The organism is Thermaerobacter litoralis, from assembly GCF_054654595.1.
This window is the reverse complement of sequence record NZ_BAAIES010000006.1, coordinates 221258-245367: the sequence shown is the minus strand read 5'-3', so window position 1 is coordinate 245367 and position 24110 is coordinate 221258. Positions and strand designations below refer to the sequence as shown.

Below are 24110 nucleotides of genomic sequence, written 5' to 3'. Positions count from 1 at the left end.
GCGCGGCGGAGGATCCGCTCCTCCGCCGCGCACGTGCATTCTGCGGGTGGCCGGCCGGGGGCCGGTTCCTCACCGGATCAAGGCCTGGGCCGGGACCACGGCGCCGCCGTAATGCTCCTCGATGTACTGCTTGACTTCGGGACCCACCAGGACCTCCGCCAGGGCCTGGATCTCCGGCCGGTCCACGTCCTCCGGCCGCACCGCCAGGACGTTGGCGAAGGGCGAGTCGGCGTCCTCGATGAACAGGGGCTCGGGGTTCTTCATCGCCCCGGCCTCCTTGGCCTCCAGCACGTAGTTGGTGTTGATGGCCGCCAGGTCGACGTCAGCCAGGGTGCGCGGGATGAGCTCCGCGGCCACCTCCCGGATCTGCAGGTTCTTCGGGTTCTCCACCACGTCGCGCACGGTGGCGGTGTAGTCCGCCCCCTCCTTAAGCTTGATCAGCCCCGCCGACTGCAGCAGCAGGAGGGCCCGCCCGCCGTTGGTGGGGTCGTTGGGGATCGCCACCGTGGCGCCGTCCGCCAGCTGGCTCAGGTCGGTGATCTTGTCGGAGTAGAGGCCCATCGGCTCGATGTGGACCTTGGCGACCGGCGTGATGTTGGTCCCGTGGTCCTTGTTGAACTGGTCCAGGTAGGGGATGTGCTGGAAGTAGTTGGCGTCCAGCTCCCCGTCGACCAGGGCCGGGTTCACCTTGGTGTAGTCGCTGAACTCGATCACTTCGAGCTTGATGCCCTTGGCCTCCAGGGCCGGCGCCGCCACGTCGCGCAGGATCTCGGCGTGGGGCACCGCCGTGGCGCCGACCTTCAGGGTGACGGGACCGCCGTTGCCGCCACCCGATTCCGCCGCAGAGCCGCTGTCACCGGACGAACCGCCGCTGCCGCCGGCGCCGCAGCCGGCGGCCAGGACCGCCACGACCAGGACCGCCAGCAGGGCGGCCAGCCGCCGGGCCGACCGCCGGCGGGTGAAGAGCAGGGAGAGCGCACCCATCCGGGAAGACCTCCTTACCGGCGCGGGGCGCGGTCGCCGGCCCGGGGGTTTTCCCCGGGGCCCGGGCCACCGGCCCCTGGCGCCTCGATGGTGCGACCGGCGGGTACCCAACCCGTCGGAGTGCCCCTCCCGGACGAACCGGCCCGCCCCCACGGGCCATCCCCCAGAAGCCTCTTGAAGGGTGCAGGGCTCAGCGGTGGTTCAGGCGCCGGGCCAGGGAATCGCCCGCCCACTGGACGACCTGGACCAGGCCGACCAGCAGCACCACGCAGACCAGCAGCACGCCGGCCTCCCACCGCTGGTAGCCCATGCGGAAGGCCAGGTCCCCCAGGCCGCCGCCCCCGACGGCGCCGGCCACCGCGGAGAACTCGATGAGGCCGACGGTGGCGATGGTGATGCCCAGCACCACGGCGGGAAGGGCCTCCGGCAGGAGGACCTTGCGGACCACCTGCCAGGGGCTGGCGCCCATGGCGACGGCGGCGTCGATGGTGCCGGGGTCCACCTCGCGCAAGGCGGTCTCCACCACCCGGGCCACCAGCGGCGTCGCCGCCACCGCCATGGGAGGCACCGCCGCCGCCGTGCCCAGGGAGGTCCCCACCAGCAAGCGGGTGAAGGGGGCCAGGGCGATCAGCAGGATGATGAAGGGAATCGACCGCCCGGTGTTGACGATGAACGCCAGCACGGCCCGCAGGGGCGGGACGGCGGCGATGTGCCCCCGGTCCATGACCACCAGCAGCGTGCCGATGGGGATCCCGGCCAGGGCCGCGAACAGGATCGCCAGGCCGACCATGTACAGGGTCTGGCCGGTGGCCGTCACGATGTCGGGTCCGAATTCCGTCACGGCACGGACCAGCTCGGCGATCAACCCGGGTCACCTCCCCGTGGCCCAGGCGCGGGCGGCGCCGATCTCGGCGGCAACCCCGGCCGTCCCCGGGGCCCGGCGAGCCTCCTTGGGAGCCTCCCGGGCGGGAGCCTCCCGGGCGCCGGCCGCCGGCATGGCCCGTTCCACCCCGCCGGCGGCCAGCCGGTCGGGCTCGGCGGCAGACGCCGCGGCCAAAAGCCGCCGGGTCGCCGCCGCCTGGGGCCGCCTGAAGACGGCGTCGACGGGGCCGGTTTCCACCACGCGACCGGCATCCATCACCGCCACCCGCTGGCACGCCGCCTGGACCAGTTCCAGCTGGTGGGTGATCAGCAGCACCGTGATGCCCAGCTCCCGGTGAACCCGCTGGAGCAGCTCCAGGACCGTCCGGCTGGTGGCCGCGTCCAGGGCCGAGGTGGGCTCGTCGCAGAGCAGAAGCTCCGGATCGGCGGCCAGGGCGCGGGCGATGGCGACCCGCTGCTTCTGCCCGCCGCTCAGCTGGGCGGGGTAGGCGCCGGCCTTGTCGGCCAGCCCGACCCAGTCCAAGAGCTCCGCCACCCGGCGCCGGATCCGGTCCCGGGGCGTGCCGGCGATCTCCAGCGGCAGGGCCACGTTCCCCGCGGCGGTTCGGGACCAGAGCAGGTGGAAATGCTGAAAGACCAGCCCGATGCGCCGCCGCTGGGCCCGCAAGGCCCGGCCCCGCAGGCCGGTGAGCTCGACCCCGCCCAGGCGGATGGAGCCGGCGGTGGGCCGCTCCAGCAGGGTGATGCAGCGGACCAGGGTGCTCTTGCCGGCGCCCGAGACCCCGACCGCCCCGAAGAACTCGCCCCGCGCCACCTGGAGGCTGACGCCGTCCAGCGCGGTGACCGCACCCCGGCGCCCGCGGTAGACCTTGACCAGGTCGCGGATCTCCAGCATGGGTTCCGTCACTCGCCTCACCCCCGTGGCCTGCCCCGGATGGCCGGGCCTGCAGGCAACAAAAAACCATCCTTCCTGAGAGACGCAGAAAGGATGGCCCAAGGGTGCCATCCCTTCTTATCTCTCAGAACGGCGTCCCGGCACCAGGACGCGGTTCTGCGGGAGTTGGCACCACCCGCCGGCGATGACCCCGCCGCCCGGGTCGTCCACTGCCCCCACCGGCACGGCCGGCCGGTATGACGGCCGCCCGTCCGCGCTACCCCATGGCGACGGCCCGTCGCCGGTACCGCCGGGGTGCGGGGAGGGAACCCGGGACGCGGGGGTTCGCGGGGGCCGGCCTCGGCTCCGTGCCCGCTGGGATCCGGGCAGCAGGTCCAAGCGCAGCCGCCGCGCACCGCCGCGCGGAGGTTGCCGTGGCTTCATCGGGCCCGTCCCTCCGCCACTCTGGATAAGAAGAGATGTCGCGTATTCGGTTGTCGCCGCGCCTCACCCGAGGCCCCGGTGGCTCTCCGGGGACCGGGGGGATCGGCGCAGGTACGCGAGCCGGCTTCGCCGTACGACGCCGATTATGCGTCCCCGTCCCCGGCCTGTCAACGGGTCCCCTGGCCCGAGGCCGGCGCCCGCCAGGCCGGCGCGTAGAGCTGGTGCGGGTTGAGGCTGCGGCTTCGCTCCACCAGCCGGGCCGCCTGCGGCGCCCGGTGCCCGAAGGCCCGGCAGAACCAGCGGAAGTAGAGGACCTCCTCCTTGCTGCCCAGCTCCAGCCCGGGCCACGGTTCCCGGGCCGCCGCCAGCTCGCGGTCGCTGACGGCCGCCTCGGCGAACCGCTCCAGGGTCGGGCCCACCCCCGTGCCCATGGCGAACTTGGCCTTCTCCCGCTGCACGATGGCGGCGGGGAGGAACCGGCGGGCCGCCTGGCGCAGGATCCACTTCTCGGTGCCCGTGCGGTCGTGGATCTTCCAGCGGGGCGGGATCCGCCAGGCCAAATCGACCAGGGTGACGGACAGGAAGGGGACCCGGCCCTCCAGGCCGTGGGTCATGGTCATCCGGTCGACCCGCTGCAGGTTCGTGTTGTGCAGGGCCAGGGTGATCTCCCGCAGCTCGTCCTGCAGCCGCGCCCGGATCTCCGGCCGTTTGAGGTACTGGTAACCGCCGAAGAGCTCGTCCGCTCCCTCGCCCGAGAGCACCACCTTCACGTAGCGGCGCGCCAGCCGCGACACCAGGTAGGTGGGCACCGCGCTGCGGACCAGGGCGGGGTCGAAGGATTCCAGCCGGCGTACCACCTCGGGCAAAAGCGCCAGCAGTTCCTCCCGGGTGAAGACGTATTCGTGGTGGATCGTGCCCAGGTGGGCCGCCACCAGCCGCGCCCGCTCCAGGTCCTCGCTGCCCTCCATGCCCACGGCGAAGGAATGGACCGGCTCTCCGGTCTCGGCCCGGGCCTCGGCCACCAGGGCCGCGATCAAGCTGCTGTCCAGCCCGCCGCTGAGGAAGACGCCCACGGGGACGTCGGCCACCAGCCGCCGCCGCACCGCCCGCCGCAAGCGGGTGATCAGCTCCTCCACCGCCGCCTCCGGGCTCGGCAGGTCGTACCGGACCGGGGGCAGCTCGTAGTACCGGACGAACCCGCTCCCCTCCGTCCAGTAGTGGCCGGCCGGGAACTCCTCGATGGACTCCACATGGGGCAGCAGGGCGCCCATCTCCGAGGCGAAGAGCAGCGCCCCCTCCCGGTCGCGCCCGACGTAGAGGGGCTTGATGCCCAGGGGGTCGCGGGCCAGGAAGAGCCCGTCGGGGGTCGAGAGGGCGAAGGCGAACATGCCGTAGAGGCGCTGGACCATGGCCGGTCCTTCGTCCTCATAGAGGTGGACCAGCACCTCGGTGTCGCTGGTGGTGCGGAAGCGGTGGCCGCGGGCGGCCAGTTCCTCCCGCAGCTCGCGGTAGTTGTAGATCTCGCCGTTGAAGACCACGCGGATCGTGCCGTCTTCGTTGGCCAGGGGCTGGTGCCCGCCCTCCAGGTCGATGATGGACAGGCGGCGGTGGCCCAGGGTCCGCTCGCCCACCCACAGGCCCTGGTCGTCGGGGCCCCGGTGCGCCATGGCCTCCAGCATGCGGGCGACCACCTGGCCGCGGGGCGCGGTGGCGCCGGCGATGCCGCACATGGAATCCCGCCTCCTTTCCGGCCGTTCCCCGTCCCGGCCCGGCCACCGGCCGGCGGGGCGGGGGCCCACAGCGGGGCCGGGACGGCGGCCCGAAAAAAGACCGGGTGCGTTGGCCCGCGGGCAACGGACACCCGGTTTTCGCACCTGCGATCGTGGAGCGCTGCGTCTTTCATCTCACCAGAAGCTGCCGGTGGTGTCAACGCAGGGACGAACCGGCGGGGGCGGGCACCGCCGCACCGCCACGGAGCGGCCGCCGGTCCGGCTGGATGATGCGACCATTCCAACGGTGATGGCGTGGCGATGGCGGCGGCTGGAGCCGCCGGACGACCCGCCCAGAGGTGGAATGCATTTATTTTTGACACCTTCGTTGGCAGGAAGGACGCTGAAATTGGCGAAGTTTCGACGTTGTTCAACGCCTTTCACACCTGTGCCCCGGCGCCGACCGGCGCCGGGAGCCGTCGAATGGGGGGGCATTATGGATCGGGGTACCTTCCTGCGCATGGCGCGCCGCGGTGCGGTGGCCCTTCTGGCCGGCGCCCTGATGGTCGGGGCGGCGGCGTGCGGCGGGGCCGGCGGCGGGAGCAGCCAGAGCGGCGGCGAAAAGATCGTCATCGGGGTCCAGGGTCCCTTCACCGGGGACTACGCCGCCGAGGGCAAGGGCTTCCGCCAGGCCATCGAGATGCTCAAGGAGCAGATCAACGCCCAGGGCGGCGTGCTGGGCAAGCAGATCGAGGTCGTCTATGAGGACGACAAGGGCCAGCCCAACGAGTCGACCCTGGCGGCCCAGAAGCTGGTGTCGCGGAAGGTCGTGGCCGTCATCGGTTCCTACAACTCGACGGCCACCGAGGCGGCCCAGCAGGTCTACGCCGACGCGGGCATTCTTCACATCACGCCGTCCTCCACGGCGACCCACCTGACCGAGAAGGGTCTGAAGAACTTCTTCCGCATGGCCTTCCTGGACAGCGCCCAGGGCCAGTTCGCCGCCAGCCTGCTGGTCGACAAGCTGGGCGCCAAGAAGGTGGCCATCATCCACGACAACTCCACCTACGCCAAGGGGCTGGCCGACTGGACCCGCAAGTTCGTCGAGGAAAAGGGCGCCCAGGTGGTGTTCTTCGACGCCATCAACCCCCAGGAGAGCGACTACTCGGCCCTCCTGACCAACCTGAAGGGGACGAACCCGGACGCCATCTACTTCACCGGCTACTTCAGCCAGGCGGGCCTGCTGGTCAAGCAGGCGCGGGACATGGGTATCACCGTGCCCTTCGCCGCCGGCAACGCCTCCAACAACGATGAGGTGATCAAGACCGCCGGGGAGGCCGCCGAGGGCTACATCACCACCACCGAGCCGGCGCCGGCGGACTTGCCCTACGACGAGGCGCGGAAGTTCGTCGAGGACTACAAGGCCAAGTACAACGAAGACCCCGTCAGCATCTGGACGGCCATGGCCGCCGACTGCTTCCGCGTGATCGTGGAGGCGATCCAGCAGACCCAGTCCACCGACCCGGCCAAGCTGGCGGACTACCTGCGCAACGACCTGAAGGACTTCCCGGGCATCACGGGCCCCATCACCTTCGACGACAAGGGCGACCGGGAGGGCACGGTCTACGCGGCCTACCAGGTGAAGAACGGCAAGTTCACCCTGTTCGTGCCGCCGCAGCAGTGAGCGGCGCGGCCTAGAAGCGCTGCGGTCCCTGAACGGCGACCGGTGCGTCGAGGCGGGGAGGGACCGGGTGCGGTGGAACCGGCGGGCGGCGGGGACCGCCCGCCCGGCGCGCGCCCGGATCCGTCCCCGCCCGCGTACCGGGGGAGGGGTGCCAGATGCTGGTCCAGCAGGTAGTCAACGGCCTGACCGTCGGATCGATCTACGCGCTGGTGGCCCTGGGGTACACCATGGTCTTCGGCGTGCTCAAGATGATCAACTTCGCCCATGGCGACCTGTTCGCCCTGGGCGCCTACCTCGGCCTGACCTTCCTCCTCTGGGGCGCGCTGGTGCCGAGCGCGGGCGGCGTGGTCGCCCTGCTGCTCATCGGCCTGCTGGCGGCGCTGGTGGTGGGGCTGTCCGGGGTGCTGGTGGAGCGGGTCGCCTACCGGCCGCTGCGCGGCGCCGGCCGGCTGCCGGCGGTGGTGTCGGCCCTGGGCGTCTCCGTGTTCATCCAGAACGGGATCATGCTGGTCTGGGGCGCCTTCCCCGTGGCCTTCCCCCACGACCTGGTGCCCGACGTCACCTGGTCGGTGGGCGGGGTGACCTTCAGCCTGATGCGGCTGGTGATCCTCGGCGGCTCGCTGCTCCTCATGCTGGCCCTGTACCTGTTCATCCAGTACACCAAGCTGGGCGCCGCCATGCGGGCCATCGCCGTCGACCATGAGACGGCGCGCCTCATGGGCATCGACGTCAACCGGCTGATCCAGCTGGTGTTCCTGGTGGGCGCGGCCCTGGGCGGGCTGGCCGGCGTGATGGTGGGGCTGTACTACGGCCAGCTCAACTTCACCATGGGCTGGCTCTACGGCCTCAAGGCGTTCACGGCGGCGATCCTGGGCGGCATCGGCAACATCCCCGGTGCCATGGTGGGCGGCCTGGTGCTCGGCCTGGCCGAGACGATGGCGGCGGGTTACGTGGCCGGCGAGTGGAAGGACGCCGTCGCCTTCTTCATCCTGATCCTGATCCTGCTGGTGCGGCCGACGGGCCTTCTGGGCGAGCGCGTGGCGGAGAAGATCTGACAGCCGGCGACCCTGGGGGAAGGGGGGAACACCTTGGCGACGCAAGCGATGGCGGCAGCCGCAGGGGCGCGTGGACCCCGCCTCGCCCGGGTGGCGGCGGGTCTGGCCCTGCTGGCGGCGCTGGCCTTCCCCGCCCTGGTGGGTTTCGACGGGTACTACCTGGAGATCGGTTTCAACTTCTTTCTCTGGGCGATGCTGGGCCTGTCCCTGAACTTCATCCTGGGCGGAACGGGCCAGTACAACCTGGGGCATGCGGCCTTCTTCGCCGCGGGCGCCTATACGACCGCGATCCTCAACACCCGGCTGCACATCCCGGTGCTGTGGCTGTTGCCGGTGGCCGCCGTGGTGGCCGGGCTGCTGGCCGTGGCGGTGGCGCGCCCCATCATCCACCTGCGGGGCGACTACCTGCTCATCGTCACCGTGGGGTTCGGGGAGATCGTCCGCATCACCCTGCGCAACGACGTGTTCGGCATCACCGGCGGCAGCAACGGGATCCTGGGCATCCAGCGGCCCGAGCTGTTCGGCTTCCGGCTGACGGACATGACCCACTTCTACTACCTGAGCCTGCTGTTCTTGCTGGTGACGGTGTTCATCGCCGTGCGGCTGGAGAACAGCCGGGTCGGCCGCGCCTGGAGCTACATCCGCGAGGACGAGGTGGCCGCCGCCGCCATGGGCATCGACACGGCCCGCTACAAGCTGCTGGCCTTCGCCGTGGGCGGCGCCCTGGCGGGCATCGCCGGCAACCTCTACGCCACCAAGATGACGGTCATCGCGCCGGAGAGCTTCTCCTTCTGGGAGTCGGTGGTGATGTTCGCCATCGTCATCCTGGGCGGCACGGGGTCCATCCCCGGCGTGTTCCTGGGGACCTTCGGCATGGTCGTCCTGCCCCAGCTGTTCCGGGGGCTAGCGGAGTACCGCATGCTGGTCTTCGGCGCGGCCATGGTGCTGTTGATGATCTTCCGGCCCGAGGGCTTGTGGCCCAGCCGGCGCTGGCGCCTGGCGGTCCAGGGCACGGACGAACCGGCCCTGCCGGCCGGCGCGGGGGCGCCCGGGGCCGCCGCGGCGGGGACGGGCGGCGGTGCGGAGGCGGCGGCCGGTGCCGGCTCGGCCTCGGGTGGCGCGGGCGCGGGCGACGCAGATGCGGGCGCGGCGGCGGGCGGCGCCGCCCGCGGGAGGTGACGGCTGTGGGCCTGCTGGCGGTGGAGAACCTGACCAAGCGCTTCGGCGGGCTGGTGGCCGTCGACGGCGTCAGCTTCGAGGTGCGGGACGGGGAGATCCTGGCCCTGATCGGCCCCAACGGCGCCGGCAAGACCACGGTGTTCAACCTGATCACGGGCATCTACCGGCCCGACGCCGGCGAGGTGCACCTGGCCGGTCACCGGGTGACGGGTTACCCGCCCCACCGGATGGCCGCCATGGGGGTCGCCCGGACCTTCCAGAACCTGCGCCTCTTCCGCAACCTGACGGTCCTCGAGAACGTGATGTCCGGTCCCCACCACCGCACCCGCGCCGGCTTCTGGGCGTCGGTGCTGCGCACGCCGGCCCAGCGCCGGGAGGAGGCCCAGATCCTCGCGGAGGCCGAGGAGGCCCTGCGCCGGGTCGGCCTGTGGGAGCTGCGCGACGAGCTGGCGCGCAACCTGCCCTACGGCCAGCAGAAGCGGCTGGAGATCGCCCGGGCCTTGGCCACCCGGCCGCGGCTTTTGATCCTAGACGAACCGGCCGGTGGCCTGAACGAGCAGGAGCGGGCCGATCTCGTGCACCTGGTGCGCCGGGTCCGGGACGACGGCATCACGGTCCTGCTGATCGAGCACGACATGAACCTGGTGATGGGCCTCTCGGACCGGGTCGTGGTGCTGGACAACGGCGTGAAGATCGCGGAGGGGACGCCGGCCGAGGTGCAGGCGAACCCCCAGGTCATCGAGGCCTACCTGGGCCGGGAAGAGGATGAGTTCTGATGGCGATGCTGGAACTGGCCGGGGTCCACGTGTTCTACGGGCACGTCCACGCCTTGAAGGGCATCGACCTGGTGGTGGACGAGGGCGAGATCGTGGCGCTGCTGGGCGCCAACGGCGCCGGCAAGTCCACGACCCTGCGGGCCATCTCGGGGCTCGTCCGGCCCCGGGAGGGCAGCATCCGCTTCCAGGGGCAGGACCTGCTGCGCCTGCCGGCCCACCAGCTGCCCGCCCTGGGCATCGCCCACGCTCCGGAGGGACGCCGGGTCTTCGGCCCCTTGACGGTGGACGAGAACCTGACCCTGGGCGCCTACCGCCAGGCCGACCGGGCGGCGGTGGAGGAGACGCGCCGCTGGGTCTTCGACCTGTTCCCGCGGCTCAAGGAGCGGCGCGGCCAGCTGGCCGGCACCATGTCCGGCGGCGAGCAGCAGATGCTGGCCATCGGCCGGGCCTTGATGTCCCGCCCCCGCCTGCTCCTGCTGGATGAACCCAGCCTGGGGCTGGCGCCGCTGGTGGTCCGGCAGATCTTCCATACGATCCGGGAGATCAACCGCCAGGGCGTGACGGTCCTGCTGGTCGAGCAGAATGCCCGGGCGGCCCTCAAGCTGGCCCACCGGGCCTACGTGCTGGAGACGGGCACGGTCGCCCTGTCCGGCCCGGCGGCGGAGCTGGCCCGGGATCCGCGGATGCAGCAGGCCTACCTGGGCGGCCAGGCGGGTGGCAAGGCGGTCTGACGGGGCCGGTCGGATGTGGGGACCGGATGTTGGGACCGGGCGCCTGCCGGGACCGGGCGCTTGCCGGAGGCGGCCGGGGCTAAGGGGCGTGGTTTCGCCCACGGCCCGCCGCGAACGGAACGGGGCGCCGTCCACAGCGCGCCGGATCAGCGCACCCCGGAAGGCGGGTGGCGTGTCGTGGGCGGGCACGGGTGCCGGTGCGCGGCGCGCCATCCGCGACGCATCGGGCGGAACCGGGGGCCCAAGGCACCACGGGCCGGGCACCCAACGCAACGGGGTGGCACCAAACCCAACGGGGCGGTACCAACCGCCCCGTTGCGCGTTTCGGGGCGGGGCGGGCATCCGAAGCCATTGGCCCGCAGCGACCGACCGGGGATGCCGGGCAGGAAGAAAGCGGCAAAGCGGGAAGTACCCCTTATTATGAGGCGGGACCCCCTGCCCGCCGTCAGCTGCCTTGCTCCCAGTCCCCCGGGGGGGTCCCGTTGCCCGAGCCGCGGTAGGACGACGGCCCCGGCTTGCCGTTGCCCGGCTCGCCGGACGCCGCGGGAGCGTCGCCCCGCGGGGCCGGTTCGTCCCCGGTCACCGCGCCCTGGGCTTCCGGCGAGGCGGCGACGGCGGTGTCCGCCTCCACCGGCGCCTGGGCTGCCTGGTCCAGCCGGCGGGCGATCCGCTGCAGCTCGTCGGCGATCCGCCGCAGGTCGTCGGCCAGGTGGGCGAGCAGCAGGCCGCTGCCCGGAACGGGCCGGCCGGGGCCGGGCCGGGTCCGCCGGACGACGACGCCCGGATCGCGGGCGGGATCGCCGCCGAAGGCCTGCAGGACCTCCCACCGCATGGCCATCTGCTCGGGGGAGGGCGCGACGCGGGGGCCCGATGCCTGCAGGGCCTGAGCGAACCGGTGGCACCCGTCCAGCACGGTGCCGCCCTCGTCCAGGGCCTGCTGGACGAAGGTGATGAGCAACCGGTCGGCCTCCGGCTCCCAAAAGCGCAGGTGATCGGGGATGCGCAACGTGCTCATGCCCTTCACCTCGTTTCGCCCGAGGGCGAGTGGTGCGGCCGGGGGCGGGTGCCACGGGCCGCCCGGAATCTGGCATCGCCGCGGTCGACGGTCACGTAATCCACGTCGCGGCGAAAACGGCCGATCTGTCGACGATGAACCGCCAGGAACCAGGCTTCTGCTTCGGGAAATTGTCGGAAATCGTTAGATAGTTCTGGCATAGTTTCGTCGCCCGGTGAAGATGTTCCTGCCACGCCGCCGGGGGTTCGACCACTAATTTATACATACGTGGGGGCTGGACGACCTTTGGCGTGAGGGTGGTGCGCGATCCGTGGCCTATTTGCTCCTGGCCCTGACCCCGCTGCTCTGGGCGGGGAACTGGACCATCGCCAAGGAGCTGGTGCGGCGGGTTCATCCCGCCGATCTGGTGATGGTACGGTGGTTTCTGGCGGCGCTGGTGCTGACTCCCATCGTCTACCTGCGGGAGGGGCGGCGGTTGCCCCGCCCGTCGGGGGCCGACTGGCTGGCCATCGCCCTGTGCGGGTTGACAGGGATGGCGGGCTACAACACCCTGCAGTACATCGCCCAGCAGCAGACGACCAACATCAACGGGACCCTGATCTACACCGCCTCGCCGGCCCTGACCTTCCTGCTGGCGGTGCCGCTGCTCAAGGAGCCGGTGACGCCCCGGCGGGTCCTGGGCGTCGTCTTGAGCCTGGCCGGCACGGCGTGGATCCTGGCGGGCGGGTCGCTGGAAGTGCTGCGCACCCTGCGGTTCAACCCCGGGGATGTGCTGATGGTCGTGGCCTCGGCCGGCTGGGCGGTTTACACGGTGGTCACCCGGGTGGGGACGCGGCGGCTGTCGCCCCTGGCGCTGACCCTGTACGCGGCCGTCGCCGGGACGGTGATGATGGCCGCGACCCGCGGACTTGTCCTGGCGGCCGGCCGCGCGCCGTGGACCTTGTCGGCCGGTGACACCTGGGCCGTCCTTTACATCGGCGTGGTGTCGTCGGCTGTCGCCTACCTGTTCTGGAACGAGGGCGTGCGGAGGATCGGCGCGGGGCCCGCCTCCATCTTCGCCAACCTGCTGCCCGTCTACACGGCGGTGCTGTCGACCACCCTGCTGGGCGAGCGGTTGACCCTGGCCCACGCTGTGGGAGGCCTGGCGGTGCTGGGCGGCGTGTACCTGGTGGCGGCGCCGGGCGGCGGCGAGCGGGCGGCGGTCCGGACGGCCGTGGGGCCGGTGGGCCGGCCGTCGTGACGGCCGGCGTCAGCCGGCGAGGGAATGGCGGCCGGCCGGGGCGCGTCCCTGATGGGGGAGCGTGGCGCGTCCTTCCCCGAGTTACTGGTCTTGCACGCGACGACGTCCACGGCGGAACGGTTGGCGACGAACACGTTCTATATCGATGGGGCCGGTCGATATCGATGGGGCCGGCGGTCGGCAGCGCCGGTGGGCAGCGGCACCGGCGGTCGGTGGGGCCGATGGGCGGTGGCGCCGGCGGCGGGTGGGGCCGGTGGGCGGCGGCAGGGGCCGCCGCTTTTCGTTGCCCGCCGTCACCCCATGGGGAACGGCGTTTCGCCGGGCGACAGAACCTGGCATGCTTCACGGAAGGAAGGGCCGGCCGCCGCGGCGAACGGAGGCCGGGCATCGGCGGAGGTGGACGACGTTGTCACGCCGGCGGTCACCGGGCAATCCGTGGATCACCCTGGCCATCATGGCCGCCCTCCTGGCGGGCGCGGGCTACGGGTGGTGGCGGTCGGAAGGCGGCAGTGGGCTGGTCCCGGGGGCGGGTTCCGCCCCTGCCAGCGACGGGGCACCCGGGTCTCCCGTCGAACCGTCCCCGGCGGACGAACCGGCGGGGCCGGGGGCGGGGGGCGGCCAAAGCGGGCCGACGCCGACGAACCCCCTGTGGCCCTTCATCCAGCCGGTCGACCTCACAGCGGATGAAACGGTGGTGCCACGGCCCGTGGCCATGGAGGCCGAGGGCACGACGGGCATTTTGTTTGCCTCGGACAACCGCCTCTGGTTCGCCGGGGGCTCGGGTGATCCGGCAACCATCTTTGAACTGCCCGCTGGACACCGCTGGGTGAGTCCCGTGGTTCCGTCACCCGATGGCAGCGCCGTTGCCTTTCTGACCCGGGCTGAAGCAGGAACTCCGTACCTGTGGGTGGTGCGCAGCGATCTTACGTCTGCGCCCTATACGGTACCCGAAGGTCTGGGACAGCCTCGACGGGTGGCATGGGCTGGCGAAGGGGCGGTCGTCGTGGGCGACCCGCCGTACCAACTTGACGTCGATTCGGGGCGCTGGGTCCGGCTGCCGGGTGGTGAGCTGGTCTTGGCCGGCCCGCCGTCCCCGGACGGGCACTGGTGGGTGTATGGAGCCGCTGCGGAGGAAGGGGGCGCTGGGCCCACCCTATATCTGGTGGACCACCGCCAAGGGGGAGCGCGGCCGCTGGATGTTGCCCCGGACGGGGATCTGGTGGCGATGCCCGGGCCGTGGCTGGCACCGGATCGCTTCCTGGTTGCCCTCGGCCGGGCAACGATGCCTAACAAGGCGGCCTGGTCGGGAAAGGGCGACGGTGAAACGCCAGCCGCCGCGGCAGCGTCGTTGCAAGCGCTGCTTGCCGTAGAGGCGGGTAGCGGGGCCGCGCACCGCCTGTTCGAAGCCCGGCCGGATGAGTCCTTGACCGTCGTTGGGGCCAGTCCCGGAGGCCGCTGGGTTGTGCTGGCCCCGTCCGCGACGCCACAGCGGGAACCCGGCGTTGGCCAAGGCAACGGCGCTTCGACCGGCTCTACACCGGCCGGAGGTGCGAATGCCGGAGGGCCGGCGTCGGGCGGAGGTGCAGTGTGGCGACTTCTGGATACGACCACCGGCTCGGTTCGGGATCTGCGGGCAGGACTGGCCGCTGCTGGCGTCGCCTGGGACGGGGGTGGGGAGTGGCTCGCCTACCTGGTTCCGGAAGGGACGACCGGTGGTGCTGTGCGCATGGCGGCGTACCATCTGGGTGAGGAAGACCAACCGCAAACCAGTGATGGCGTCGCGGGGGAAAGCGGTTCCGGAACACCGACAGGCCCCGAAAACCGTGAAACCATTGCGCCCGAGCGCTGGCCCAGTGTGGATCCGGCTCCGGCGGCGATTCGCCGGCTCTTGGCGGTTGACCTTGCGGCTGGTGTGGCATGGGTCGAACTGGTTCCCGGATCATCGCATGGGGCAGCCGTGGCAGCGCGCTGGGATCTGGCCGCGGGCCGGCTCGCACCGTTGACGCAGCGCCCTTGACGCGGTTCCCGCCAAGGCCAGCGCCTACCGGTCCGGACCCGCGGAAAGGTTGTGTCAGGTACCGGGATGGCCCCACGAGGCCTCGGCATCACCGCTCAGGATGCGGAGGACGTCGCCGGCGGAGCGGGCCGCTCTCAGGGCTTGTACGATAGTGTCATCGCCAAGGACCGTCGCCAGGTCGGCCATCATCTCCAGATGGGCTTCACCGTCGACGGCCGCAAGGCCGAAAACCAGATCGACGGGATCCAGATCCTGATTCCCGAAGGGTACCGCTGGCCGTAGCCGGACGAAGGACACGGCCGAGCGCAGCGCACCTGCGTCGGGCCGGGCGTGGGGGAGGGCGATCCCAGGTGCGATGACGATGTAAGGCCCCAGCTCGCGCACCGTCGCCACCATCGCCTGCACGTAGGAGGGCTGCGCCGCACCAATCGCCACGAGCAACCGCCCTGCTTCCTCGACAGCCGTCTCCCAATCCCGAGCCTGGACATCCAGCGCGATTCCTTCTTCCGCGATCCACCGTTTCATGGATGCACCCACCTTTTCCCGATCGAGGGCTACGGTCAAGGGCCCGCCGCCACCCACCGGCTAAGGCTTAAGGCAGCACGCCGGTGAAACGACCACGTCAGCATTCGCTTCATGCCCTGTCCAAACAGCTACCCCCGCCGGCACGGCGGCCCGTCTGGAGCCGTTCCTGTCCTGGGAGCATACCCATTGGCTGGCCGGACTGCCCGATTCTTGCCCGCCGTTCCCCCTGCCGGATGGGAGGAATTCATACCGGCTCGCCGAAACACCAAAGTGGTCAACATGTATATACCACTTGGGCAGACCCGCGGAAAGGAGGGATACGGTGCTGCGGATCGCCACGGTGTGCGGCGTGGGTATGGGCACCAGCCTGTTGCTGAAGATGAACGTGCAGGATGTGTGCCGGCAGTTGGGCGTGGAAGCCGAGGTGGAGCACATGGACGTGACCCAGGCCAAAGGGGCCCGGGTCGACGTGATCATCGCATCGGCATCGCTGGCGGCTGATCTCGGCGATCTCGGCAAGCCGGTCTTGCCGGTTCGCAACTTCATGAATAAGGAAGAGATCCGCCAACGGTTGCAAGAGTTCCTGGACGGAAGAGCCAGCTAGTGCTTCAAGCGATGCGGGGGCATCCGGGCCGGTCTACAAGTTAACTGCGGCCGGCCAAATGAGGGGTGGGTACCATGACGTTGCAGGCCATCGCCAAGTTTTTGGCAGACAACCTGTTCGGTCAACCGGCTCTGCTCATCGGTCTCGTTGCGTTGATCGGCCTCGTCGCACAGCGCAAGAGCTTTTCCGAGACGGTCCAGGGCACCATCAAGGCTGTCGCGGGCTTTCTCATCATCAACATCGGTGCAGGAGTCCTGGTCGAGGCCCTGAATCACTTCACCCCCATCGTCCAGGCGGCGTTCGGCATCACGCAGCCCCCTTCGCAGGGAATGGGGCTCGACCAGTTCATGGCCGAGTATAGTGACGACGCCACCCTGATCATGACCTTCGGCTTCCTTCTCAACGTCCTGCTGGCCCGTTTTACCCGTGCCCGCAACATCTACTTGACGGGCCACCTGATGTTCTGGATCGCCCTGACGCTGATCGCCGTCATGGTCGAGGCGAATCCGCAAATTGGGCAGATGCAGCTCGTGTTGATCGGTTCCATCATCGCCGGTCTGTACTGGACGCTGCAGCCCCTGTACGTTCAGCGCTTTATGAACCGCATCACGGGGAGCTCAGACCTGGCCTATGGACACACGTCGTCAAGCAACGCCTTCCTGGCGGGGCTCGTGGGACAGGTGGCCGGTAACCCCGAGCGGAGCACCGAGAATCTCAAGCTCCCTCGCCATCTGAGCTTCTTCCGTGATGTCACGGTCAGTACCAGCGTCGTGGTCGCCCTGGTGGCGGCCGTGGCTGCCATTGCGGCCGGCCGCGGCGCCGTGCAGGAGCAGGCCGGTGCGATGCATTACATCGTGTACGCCGCGCTGGAGGGCCTTAAGTTTGGCGCCGGCACCGCGGTATTGCTGATGGGTGTGCGCATGATCCTGGCGGAGATCGTGCCTGCGTTCCGTGGGATCGCCGAAAAGCTGGTGCCCGGTGCGCGCCCGGCCCTCGACTGCCCGATCGTCTTCGACTTCGCGCCCACGGCTGTGTTGATCGGGTTCCTCTCGGCGTTTGCCGCCTTTGCCGTTCTCATGGTCGTCTTTGGGGCCCTGGGGTGGGCTGTGATCATTCCGCCGATGATCCCGCTCTTCTTCCCGGGCGGCGCGGCCGGCGTGTTTGGGAACGCGACCGGGGGTCTCCGCGGGGCTGTGCTTGGAGGAGCGCTGACCGGTGTCCTGCTGGCCGTCGGCCAGCCCATCGCGGCCGCGATGCTCTCGAACACGGCGCCGGAGCTCGCCGTGCTGGCGGACCCGGACTGGTTCATCCTCATCGTCGTCTTCAAGACCCTGTTTGGATGGATCTGGGGTTGATGCCCCTGCCGCATCCAACGCGGGCGGCCGGTGTCCGCGCCGGCCGCCCGTTTCATTGCGGGGAGGTGGACGAGGTGTCGGCTGATCGCTACCTCGCCGAAGTCCGGCGACTCTTGACCCACATCGAGACGACCCAGATGCCCGTGATCCGCGAAGTGGCGCGTGCCGTCGCCGACCTCGTCAAAGGAGGAGGTGTGGTCCATCTCTTCGGTGCGGGGCATGCCCACCTGGTTGCCGAGGAGGCCTTCGCCCGAGCCGGAGGGCTGATCCCAACGGCTGCCGTCCTCGATCCGGGCTTCATGGTCTATGGAGGCTTTCTCAAGAACAGCGCTCTGGAGCGTTTGCCAGGTTTCGGCCGGCTGGTCTTCGAGCATCACGACGCCAAACCTGGAGAGATTCTTGTTGTTCATTCACAATCAGGGAAGAACGCGGCACCCGTTGACGTCGCTTTGGCAGCCCGGGAGCGGGGGTTGCGGATCGTCGCCATCACGTCCCTGGCGCACAGTCGCCAGGTGCCTTCCGGTCATCCCAGTGGTCGCAAGCTCTTCGAGATCGCGGACTGGGTCATCGACAACGGGTGTCCCCATGGAGATGCGGCCCTTGATTTCGGGCCGGGCCGACCACGGGTAGCGCCCCTGTCGACGGTCGCCGGCACCGTGATCTGGAACATGGTGGTCGCGGAAGTGGCGGCCATCTTGGCATCACACACGGCGACCGAAACTGCGCACGAGTCTTCCGACAGCGGCTTCTTCCCATTCTGGGTAAGTGCGAACGTCGAAGGCGGTCAGGAGGCGAACCAGCGATACATCCAGATGTACCGGGACCGTTGGCGGAACCTGATTTGACCCTGTGGACAGATTCTGACCTCGCGCGGGGGGTTCGACTGATGGGCGTCCTGGGGGGCAATCGGGCGGCCCTTTATCAAGAGATCATGGACGAGATCCGCCGTCAGATCCGCGAGGGGCATCTGCGCCCCGGTGACCGGATCCCCTCCGAGCGAGAATTGGCTGAGCGGTTTGGTGCAAGTCGTATGACGGTCCGCCACGCACTGAATCAGCTGGCATGGGAAGGTGTCATCGTCCGGCGACAAGGTCAGGGAAGCTTTGTCGCGGAACCCAAGATCCCTCTCGGCTTGCAGTTCTTGACGAGCTTCTCGGAGGACATGAGGCGAAGGGGTCTCGTCCCATCGTCCAGGTTGCTCTCCGTGGCGGTGGTCGAGGCGGACCCTGGTACAGCCGAAGCCCTCGGTTTGGTTGTTGATCGCCGGGTCACCTCGATTCGCCGGATCCGTTACGCGGACAACCAGCCGCTGTCCCTGGAGCATGTCCAGGTTCCTTACCGGCTGCTGCCGGCGCTTGCCGATCACGTGCGCCAGGTGTTCAAAGGCAGCCCACGCAGCAGCTTCTCCCTGTATGAGTTCTTCACCCGGGCTGGGATTGGGCTGCATCGGGCCCGGCAGACCGTCGAGGCGGCCGTGGCCACGGCGGACATGGCTCGCTTGCTGCATGTCCCGGAAGGCGCGCCCCTTCTTCTCTTGACCCGGGTCAGTTACGACGATGGGGGACACCCGGTGGAGGTTGTGAAGGCCTGGTACCGAGGGGATCGGTACCGGTACGAAACGGAACTGGTTCGTCCGACGGCCGCGGATGCGACCGGGGAGAACCTAGGGGCGGTTGCAGGTGGTGAAGGCGGGGAGACCATCCGGCCTCGGCCAGCCCAGTGAGGATCACAGGGAGGTTTTGGACGGTGGAGGCGTTGGGACACCTGATTCTCCGCAGCCGCCGCATCGTCGTCCCCGGCGGCGTCCTGGACGGTTACGTCCGCATCGCCGGCGGGCGCATCGTCGAGGTGGGGCGCGGGGATCCGGCGCCGGCGCGGGGTGGCGCGGCGGCCACCCGTGGGACCGTCGCCGGTGATGAGACCGCCGCCGGTGATGAGACCGTCGTCGATCTCGGCGAGGCCTGGCTGCTTCCGGGGATGATCGACCTACACATCCACGGGGTGGGGGGCTGGGACACCTACGACCTGCGCCCCGAAGCGGCGGAGCGCTTCGGGCTCCTCCTGGCGGCCACCGGGACCACGGCCTACTGGCCGACCCTGGCCACGGCCGCCTGGGACGACATGGAACGAGCCTGTGCCTTCTGGGGCGCGTTCATCCGGCACGGGTGGGGCGGCCCCCTGGGCGGCCCCCTCGGCGATCCCCCGGGCGGTCCTCTGGGCGGGCCGGGCGGGCCGGGTGATGCGGGCGGGCAAGGGCCCGCGGCCCGGTCCATCGCGCCTGGCGATCCGGGCCCATCGGCCGCGGTGACCCGCCGCGCAGGGGCCCGCCCCCTCGGGCTGCACCTGGAGGGGCCCTTCCTCAACCCCCGCAAGCCCGGGGCCATGCGGCCCGAGTGGATGGTCGACCCCGACCTCGACAAGCTGGAGCGGCTCTTGCAGTCGGCCCGCGGCACCGTGCGACGGGTCACCCTGGCGCCCGAGCGGCCCGGCGCCCTCGACCTGGTGCGCCGCCTGCGGCAAGAGGGGATCGTCGTCGCGGCCGGTCACAGCGAGGCCCGTTACGCCGAGGCAGAAGCCGCCTTCCACGCCGGGGTCACCCTGGGCAACCACGTCTACAACGCCATGCCCGCCCTGCACCACCGGGAGCCGGGCCTTTTGGGGGCGGTGATGGACCTTCCCTTCGATGCCGAGCTCATCGCCGACGCCGTCCACGTCCACCCGGCGGCCATGCGGCTCCTGTGGCGCTTGAAGGGAACGGAACGCCTGGCGGTGATCAGCGACGCGGTGGCCGCGGCCCTCCTGCCCCCCGGCCGCTACGACCTGCGGGCCTTCGTGGTGGAGGTCCGCCCCGACGGGACCAGCCGCCTGGCCGACGGGACCCTGGCGGGCAGCACGGCGACCATGCTGACCTGCCTGCGGGTTCTGGTGGAACAGGTCGGGGTGCCCTGGCCGGAGGCGGCACGGATGGTGTCTGCGGTGCCGGCCCGGATCGCAGGGGTGGCCGGCCGCAAGGGGGCCATCGTCCCCGGGCTGGACGCCGACCTCTTCGCCCTGGACGAGGACTGGCGCGTCGTGGCAACCTGGGTGGAAGGGGTGCCCGTCCACACCCCGGCCCACCCTCTGACCGTGGAGAACCTGCTGAACCGGCAGATCGCCACCGCCGGACCGCGCTGACGGCCCGATCCCTGCCCGGCCTAGCCGCCCGGTGCCCGCCGGGGTCGCCAGGGCTGGCGGGCGGAAACCGGGCGGTAGAACCGGGCGGTATCTGGAGGGTCGACCATGCATCCCCGCATCCGCGTCGCCGACTCCTATGACGCCATGAGCGCCGCCGCGGCCGAGGCCGTCGCCCGCCGGCTGGCCGCCCGGCCCAGCCTGCGCCTGGCCCTGCCCACGGGACACACGCCCATCGGCCTCTACCGCCGCCTGGTGGACCTCACCCGCCGGGAGGGGCTGCGCTGGGACCGGGCCCGGATCTTCCTGCTGGACGAGTACCTCGGGCTGGGTCCCGACCACCCGGGCTCCTTCCGCCGGTACATGGAGGACCACCTGCTGCGCCACCTGGACCCGGCCCCCGCCGTGGACAGCCTGGACGGGCGGGCGGCGGATCCGGCGGCGGAGTGCGCCCGCTACGAGGCGGCCCTGGCGGCGGGTGGACTGGACCTGGTGGTGCTGGGGATCGGCCGCAACGGCCACATCGGGTTCAACGAGCCCGGCTCGCCCTTCCAATCCCGCACCCGGGTCGTCACCCTGACCCCGGAGACGCGCCGGGCCAACGCCCCCGACTTCGGCGGCGATCCGGAGGCCGTCCCGCCCCGGGCCCTGACCGTCGGCATCGCCACCATCCTGGAGGGCAAGGAGATCTTCGTTCTGGCCGCCGGCGCCGCCAAAGCCCCGGCGGTGGAACGGGCCATCCAGGGCCCCCTGGACCCGGCCCTGCCCGCCTCCGCCCTCCAGCGCCACCCCAAGGTGACCTGGTTCCTGGACCGGGAGGCAGCCCAGGGGCTCGACGACCCGGCCATTCCCGCCCTGGCGGGGCCGGCCGCGGGACGGCCGCCTTCGCGCCGTGGCCCGCGGCCGGACGGCGGTGCCGGGGGCGAAAGCCGTGGCTGACGAACCGGCCCGGCGGCGGCCCGCCGAGCCTGGACCCGGTACGGCGCCGCCGCCCGGCCCTGCGTCCCCCGTCGGGACGGGGATCCCGCCCGGTCCGGTTCCGCCACCGGGCGCGAGGGGGCTGGATCCTGGCCCCGAGGGGAGCCGGGCGGGTGCCCCATCGCCTCCTGGCCCCCACGGCCTGCCGCGGTTCCGCCTGCTGGCCCTGGATCTCGACGGCACCGTCCTCGACCCGCGGGGGATCATCACCCCGCGGGTGCGCCAGGCGGTGGCCCGGGCCCAGGCGGCGGGCATCGTGGTCGTGCTGGCCACCGGGCGGGTTCTTCCCTCGGCGTGGGTTTACGCCCGCCAGCTCGGCCTCAAGGGGCCGCTGGTGGTCAGCGACGGTGCCGTCCTGGCCACCTTGGACCGGCTGCCCCCGTTCGGGCCTCCTGGGGCTCGTCCGGCATCGGGGGCCCCCGGGTCCGCCGGTTCCACCGGGAAGAGGGGACCGGCGGAAGGGGAAGGGGCGGAGGAAGGGGCGGAGGAGTGCACGCCCCCCGCTCCGGCCCCCGGTCCGGCCTTCGGGCCTCCCCTCGCTCCGGCCCCCGGGCCGGCCCAAGGCACGACCGCCGCGCCGGTCCCCGGTTCGGCCCTCGGGTCGGCCTCCGCTCCGGCCGCCGGGCCAGCGGGGCTTCCAGCCGGCGGCGGGAACGGGCCTGGCGGGCAGGACGGCGAGGGGGACCCTGCCGGCAAGGGCCCGGAGCGCCTTGGGGCATTGCCCCGCCGCGGCCCCTGGACCGTCTTCGACGTGCGTCCTTTCCCGCGGGACGTGGCCGCCGCCGTCACCGCCGAGCTGATCGCGGCCGGTTGCCCCGTGGTGGTTCAATTCCCCCAGTCCCTGGCCAGCAGCCGGCGGCCCCCCGTGGGGACCCTGGTCCGGTCCCTGGCCGTTCCCTACCTGCGCCATTACTGGGCGCTGCGCCGGTACGTGGCCGTCGTCCCCGGGGTCGAACTGGCACGGTTCGTGGAGCGGGCACCCGAGCCGCCGGTCAAGGTCTCCGCTCTGGGGGACGCCGCCACCTTGCGCCCGCTGGAGCAGCGGATCGTCCAGCGGTACGGGGCCAGCCTGCGCCTGACCCATTCCGGCCCGGGCAGCTTCGACCTGCTGCCGCCGGGGACCCACAAGGCGGCGGGGCTGGAGCGGCTGGCCGCGCACCTGGGCATCCCCCGCGAACAGGTGGTGGCGGTGGGGGACAACGACAACGACTGCGAGATGCTGCGCTGGGCGGGGTTGGGGGTGGCCATGGGCAACGCCCATCCGGACGTCAAGGCGGTGGCCGACTACGTGACGGCGACCAACGGCGAAGACGGGGTGGCGCGGCTCATCGAGGACGTCCTGTTGAGGTCCTCCTGAAGGAATCGAGGGCGCATGGAGGACGGCGGGCCCCTCGTCCCGGCCTGGGATCCGGCCCCGGCTCCGGCCGGCCGGCCCCGGGATGGAAGGGAACGCTGGCGCCCGCCGTGGCGCCGGCATGCCGCCACCGCACTGCCACCATGACGCCGGCATGAAAGCCGAGAACCGGCGAAAAAAGCAGTACAATCGCCTTGGTGGGCACGGGACAGGCCTGCAGGGGCCTGGCCCTGGGGCAGGGCAGCCTGCCGGATCGGCGGTGATCCGCCGGGGCGGCGGCCGGCTTCGGGTTCCGCCGTCGCCCGGTCCGGCGGCCCTTGCGAGGGGCCGGCGGGTGCAGGTTCCACCCGCCCACCGTCCATCCTAGACGCCGGAGGCGTGTCGCCGTGGCCGAACCCCACTGGAGCCGCCAGCTGATCTTCGCTGTGGCGGGCAACCCCGCCGTGACCCGCTTTGTCACCCGGTACGGGATGCGCCTGGGCGCGTCCCGCTTCGTCGCCGGGGAAGATCTGGAGTCCGCCCTGGACGTGGCCCGCCAGCTGAACCAGGAGGGCTTCCCCCTGGCCATCCAATTCCTGGGCGAGCACGTGACCCGGGCCGAGGCGGCGGCCGAAGCCGTCGAGGAATACCTGCGGCTGCTGGCCGCCCTGGAAGAACGCGGCATCGACGCCTACATCTCGATCAAGCCCAGCCAGATGGGCCTTGAGGTGGACGAAGAGCTGGCCTATGCCAACTGCCGCCGCATCCTGGAGCGGACGGCGGCGGTGGGCCGGTTCGTCCGGATCGAGATGGAGGACTCGCCCTACACCGAGAAGACCCTGCGGCTCTACCGCCGGCTGCGGGAGACCTTCGGCACCCGGGATGTGGGGATCGTACTCCAGGCGTACCTGTACCGCTCGGCCAAGGATCTGGAGGCGCTGGCGGACCTGGAGCCCAACATCCGCTTCGTCAAAGGGGCGTACAACGAGCCGGCGTCGGTGGCCTACCCCGACAAGGCCGACGTGGACCGCAACTACCGGCAGCTGGTGCAGCGGCACCTGGAGCGGGGGCATTACGCGGCCATCGCCACCCACGACGACCGGCTGATCGAGGAGCTCCTGCAATTCATCGAGCAGCGGGGCATCCCCCGGGACCGGTTCGAGTTCCAGATGCTCTACGGCATCCGGCCCCAGCTGCAGCGGCAGATGCGGGACCGCGGCTACAAGATGCGGGTCTACATCCCCTACGGGCGCGACTGGTACGGGTATTTCGTGCGCCGCCTGGCCGAGCGCCCCGCCAACGTGGGGTTCGTGCTGCGGAGCCTGATCCGGGGCTAGGGGGCGGGGGTGCGGAAGCGGGAGGCCATTTCCTTTTTTTGGAAGAACCGGGAGGAACGATGACCCCGGAGCGAGAAGAGATCCCCAGCCGGCGGCCATCGCAGGGTGGCCGGGCTGGCAAGGGCGCCCTCATCATCCCCGGGTCCTGATCAGCGTCCTTCTCGGCGGCTCCGGGCCGTGGAAGGTGCCGCCGGCGGCGTCGCCGTCAGGGACCCCC

21 protein-coding genes are annotated in these 24110 nt (G+C 71.1%); 15 read left to right on the top strand and 6 right to left on the bottom strand.

What is annotated here, in order from left to right; all coding sequences use genetic code 11:
* Positions 1-69: 69 nt before the first annotated feature.
* The 4 genes from ACYQ02_RS05280 to asnB all read right to left on the bottom strand — a co-directional run bounded on the left by ACYQ02_RS05280 (position 70) and on the right by asnB (position 4914).
* Entirely contained in the window at positions 70-984 is a 915-nt protein-coding gene (locus ACYQ02_RS05280; protein ID WP_460039392.1) for a MetQ/NlpA family ABC transporter substrate-binding protein, read from the bottom strand.
* Between the two features lie 190 nt (positions 985-1174).
* Positions 1175-1849 (bottom strand): methionine ABC transporter permease, encoded by a 675-nt coding sequence (locus tag ACYQ02_RS05275; RefSeq protein WP_460039391.1) that lies wholly within the window; start codon positions 1847-1849, stop codon positions 1175-1177.
* Positions 1850-1855: 6 nt separating this feature from the next.
* A complete protein-coding gene (locus ACYQ02_RS05270; RefSeq protein WP_460039390.1) occupies positions 1856-2773 on the bottom strand; it encodes a methionine ABC transporter ATP-binding protein in 918 nt (305 codons plus the stop codon).
* Positions 2774-3351: 578 nt separating this feature from the next.
* Positions 3352-4914 (bottom strand): asparagine synthase B, encoded by a 1563-nt coding sequence (gene asnB, locus ACYQ02_RS05265; protein WP_460039389.1) that lies wholly within the window; start codon positions 4912-4914, stop codon positions 3352-3354.
* A 475-nt stretch (positions 4915-5389) separates the two neighbouring features.
* Here asnB and ACYQ02_RS05260 point away from each other — a divergent pair, with 475 nt between their 5' ends.
* The 5 genes from ACYQ02_RS05260 (at position 5390) to ACYQ02_RS05240 (ending at position 10318) form a co-directional block, all read left to right on the top strand.
* Positions 5390-6577, top strand: coding sequence for a branched-chain amino acid ABC transporter substrate-binding protein (locus tag ACYQ02_RS05260; RefSeq protein ID WP_460039388.1), 1188 nt, complete (start codon positions 5390-5392; stop codon positions 6575-6577).
* Between the two features lie 155 nt (positions 6578-6732).
* Entirely contained in the window at positions 6733-7632 is a 900-nt protein-coding gene (locus ACYQ02_RS05255) for a branched-chain amino acid ABC transporter permease (RefSeq protein ID WP_460039387.1), read from the top strand.
* Positions 7633-7665: 33 nt separating this feature from the next.
* Entirely contained in the window at positions 7666-8811 is a 1146-nt protein-coding gene (locus tag ACYQ02_RS05250; RefSeq protein WP_460039386.1) for a branched-chain amino acid ABC transporter permease, read from the top strand.
* 5 nt (positions 8812-8816) lie between these two features.
* On the top strand, positions 8817-9587 hold the full coding sequence (locus ACYQ02_RS05245; protein WP_460039385.1) for an ABC transporter ATP-binding protein: 771 nt from the start codon (positions 8817-8819) through the stop codon (positions 9585-9587).
* Positions 9587-10318, top strand: a complete 732-nt coding sequence (locus ACYQ02_RS05240) for an ABC transporter ATP-binding protein (RefSeq protein ID WP_460039384.1) — start codon at positions 9587-9589, stop codon at positions 10316-10318. The genes ACYQ02_RS05245 and ACYQ02_RS05240 overlap by 1 nt, the downstream gene beginning before the upstream one ends.
* Positions 10319-10763: 445 nt before the next feature.
* Here ACYQ02_RS05240 and ACYQ02_RS05235 read toward each other — a convergent pair whose 3' ends face one another.
* On the bottom strand, positions 10764-11333 hold the full coding sequence (locus tag ACYQ02_RS05235) for a hypothetical protein (RefSeq protein ID WP_460039383.1): 570 nt from the start codon (positions 11331-11333) through the stop codon (positions 10764-10766).
* A 310-nt stretch (positions 11334-11643) separates the two neighbouring features.
* Between ACYQ02_RS05235 and ACYQ02_RS05230 the strand changes: the two genes are divergently transcribed.
* Positions 11644-12573: a DMT family transporter gene (locus ACYQ02_RS05230; protein ID WP_460039382.1), complete on the top strand. Its 930-nt coding sequence runs from the start codon at positions 11644-11646 to the stop codon at positions 12571-12573.
* Positions 12574-13279: 706 nt separating this feature from the next.
* Positions 13280-14590 (top strand): NHL repeat-containing protein, encoded by a 1311-nt coding sequence (locus tag ACYQ02_RS05225; protein WP_460039381.1) that lies wholly within the window; start codon positions 13280-13282, stop codon positions 14588-14590.
* 54 nt (positions 14591-14644) lie between these two features.
* Here the strand turns inward: ACYQ02_RS05225 and ACYQ02_RS05220 are convergent, their stop codons facing one another.
* Positions 14645-15115 carry a PTS sugar transporter subunit IIA gene (locus ACYQ02_RS05220; RefSeq protein WP_460039380.1) on the bottom strand — a complete coding sequence of 157 codons (471 nt, stop codon included), beginning with the start codon at positions 15113-15115 and terminating at the stop codon, positions 14645-14647.
* Positions 15116-15437: 322 nt separating this feature from the next.
* On the opposite strand from ACYQ02_RS05220, the gene ACYQ02_RS05215 reads away from it, so the two are divergent.
* From ACYQ02_RS05215 to ACYQ02_RS05180, 8 genes are all read left to right on the top strand, one after another.
* Positions 15438-15719: a PTS sugar transporter subunit IIB gene (locus ACYQ02_RS05215; protein WP_460039379.1), complete on the top strand. Its 282-nt coding sequence runs from the start codon at positions 15438-15440 to the stop codon at positions 15717-15719.
* Positions 15720-15793: 74 nt separating this feature from the next.
* Complete coding sequence (gene ulaA / locus ACYQ02_RS05210) at positions 15794-17074, top strand: PTS ascorbate transporter subunit IIC (RefSeq protein ID WP_460039378.1); 1281 nt, start codon at positions 15794-15796, stop codon at positions 17072-17074.
* Positions 17075-17148: 74 nt separating this feature from the next.
* Positions 17149-17919, top strand: a complete 771-nt coding sequence (locus ACYQ02_RS05205; RefSeq protein WP_460039377.1) for a sugar isomerase domain-containing protein — start codon at positions 17149-17151, stop codon at positions 17917-17919.
* Between the two features lie 41 nt (positions 17920-17960).
* Complete coding sequence (locus tag ACYQ02_RS05200) at positions 17961-18797, top strand: GntR family transcriptional regulator (RefSeq protein ID WP_460039376.1); 837 nt, start codon at positions 17961-17963, stop codon at positions 18795-18797.
* A gap of 23 nt (positions 18798-18820) precedes the next feature.
* Positions 18821-20248, top strand: coding sequence for an N-acetylglucosamine-6-phosphate deacetylase (gene nagA / locus ACYQ02_RS05195; RefSeq protein ID WP_460039375.1), 1428 nt, complete (start codon positions 18821-18823; stop codon positions 20246-20248).
* Positions 20249-20353: 105 nt separating this feature from the next.
* The gene (locus tag ACYQ02_RS05190) at positions 20354-21184 is read left to right on the top strand and encodes a glucosamine-6-phosphate deaminase (protein ID WP_460039374.1); all 831 of its coding nucleotides are present in this window, start codon (positions 20354-20356) and stop codon (positions 21182-21184) included.
* Positions 21177-22580 (top strand): HAD-IIB family hydrolase, encoded by a 1404-nt coding sequence (locus ACYQ02_RS05185; protein ID WP_460039373.1) that lies wholly within the window; start codon positions 21177-21179, stop codon positions 22578-22580. The genes ACYQ02_RS05190 and ACYQ02_RS05185 overlap by 8 nt, the downstream gene beginning before the upstream one ends.
* Positions 22581-22963: 383 nt before the next feature.
* Complete coding sequence (locus tag ACYQ02_RS05180) at positions 22964-23893, top strand: proline dehydrogenase family protein (protein WP_460039372.1); 930 nt, start codon at positions 22964-22966, stop codon at positions 23891-23893.
* Positions 23894-24110 lie beyond the last annotated feature (217 nt).

What these genes read in the sequence shown, in the direction of transcription:
- ACYQ02_RS05260 (WP_460039388.1), top strand. Translation starts at nt 5,390, where the DNA reads ATGGATCGGGGTACCTTCCTGCGCATGGCGCGCCGCGGTGCGGTGGCC.
- asnB (WP_460039389.1), bottom strand. Translation starts at nt 4,914, where the DNA reads ATGTGCGGCATCGCCGGCGCCACCGCGCCCCGCGGCCAGGTGGTCGCC.
- ACYQ02_RS05280 (WP_460039392.1), bottom strand. Translation starts at nt 984, where the DNA reads ATGGGTGCGCTCTCCCTGCTCTTCACCCGCCGGCGGTCGGCCCGGCGG.
- ACYQ02_RS05220 (WP_460039380.1), bottom strand. Translation starts at nt 15,115, where the DNA reads ATGAAACGGTGGATCGCGGAAGAAGGAATCGCGCTGGATGTCCAGGCT.
- ACYQ02_RS05255 (WP_460039387.1), top strand. Translation starts at nt 6,733, where the DNA reads ATGCTGGTCCAGCAGGTAGTCAACGGCCTGACCGTCGGATCGATCTAC.
- ACYQ02_RS05235 (WP_460039383.1), bottom strand. Translation starts at nt 11,333, where the DNA reads ATGAGCACGTTGCGCATCCCCGATCACCTGCGCTTTTGGGAGCCGGAG.
- ACYQ02_RS05240 (WP_460039384.1), top strand. Translation starts at nt 9,587, where the DNA reads ATGGCGATGCTGGAACTGGCCGGGGTCCACGTGTTCTACGGGCACGTC.
- ACYQ02_RS05190 (WP_460039374.1), top strand. Translation starts at nt 20,354, where the DNA reads ATGCATCCCCGCATCCGCGTCGCCGACTCCTATGACGCCATGAGCGCC.
- ACYQ02_RS05200 (WP_460039376.1), top strand. Translation starts at nt 17,961, where the DNA reads ATGGGCGTCCTGGGGGGCAATCGGGCGGCCCTTTATCAAGAGATCATG.
- ulaA (WP_460039378.1), top strand. Translation starts at nt 15,794, where the DNA reads ATGACGTTGCAGGCCATCGCCAAGTTTTTGGCAGACAACCTGTTCGGT.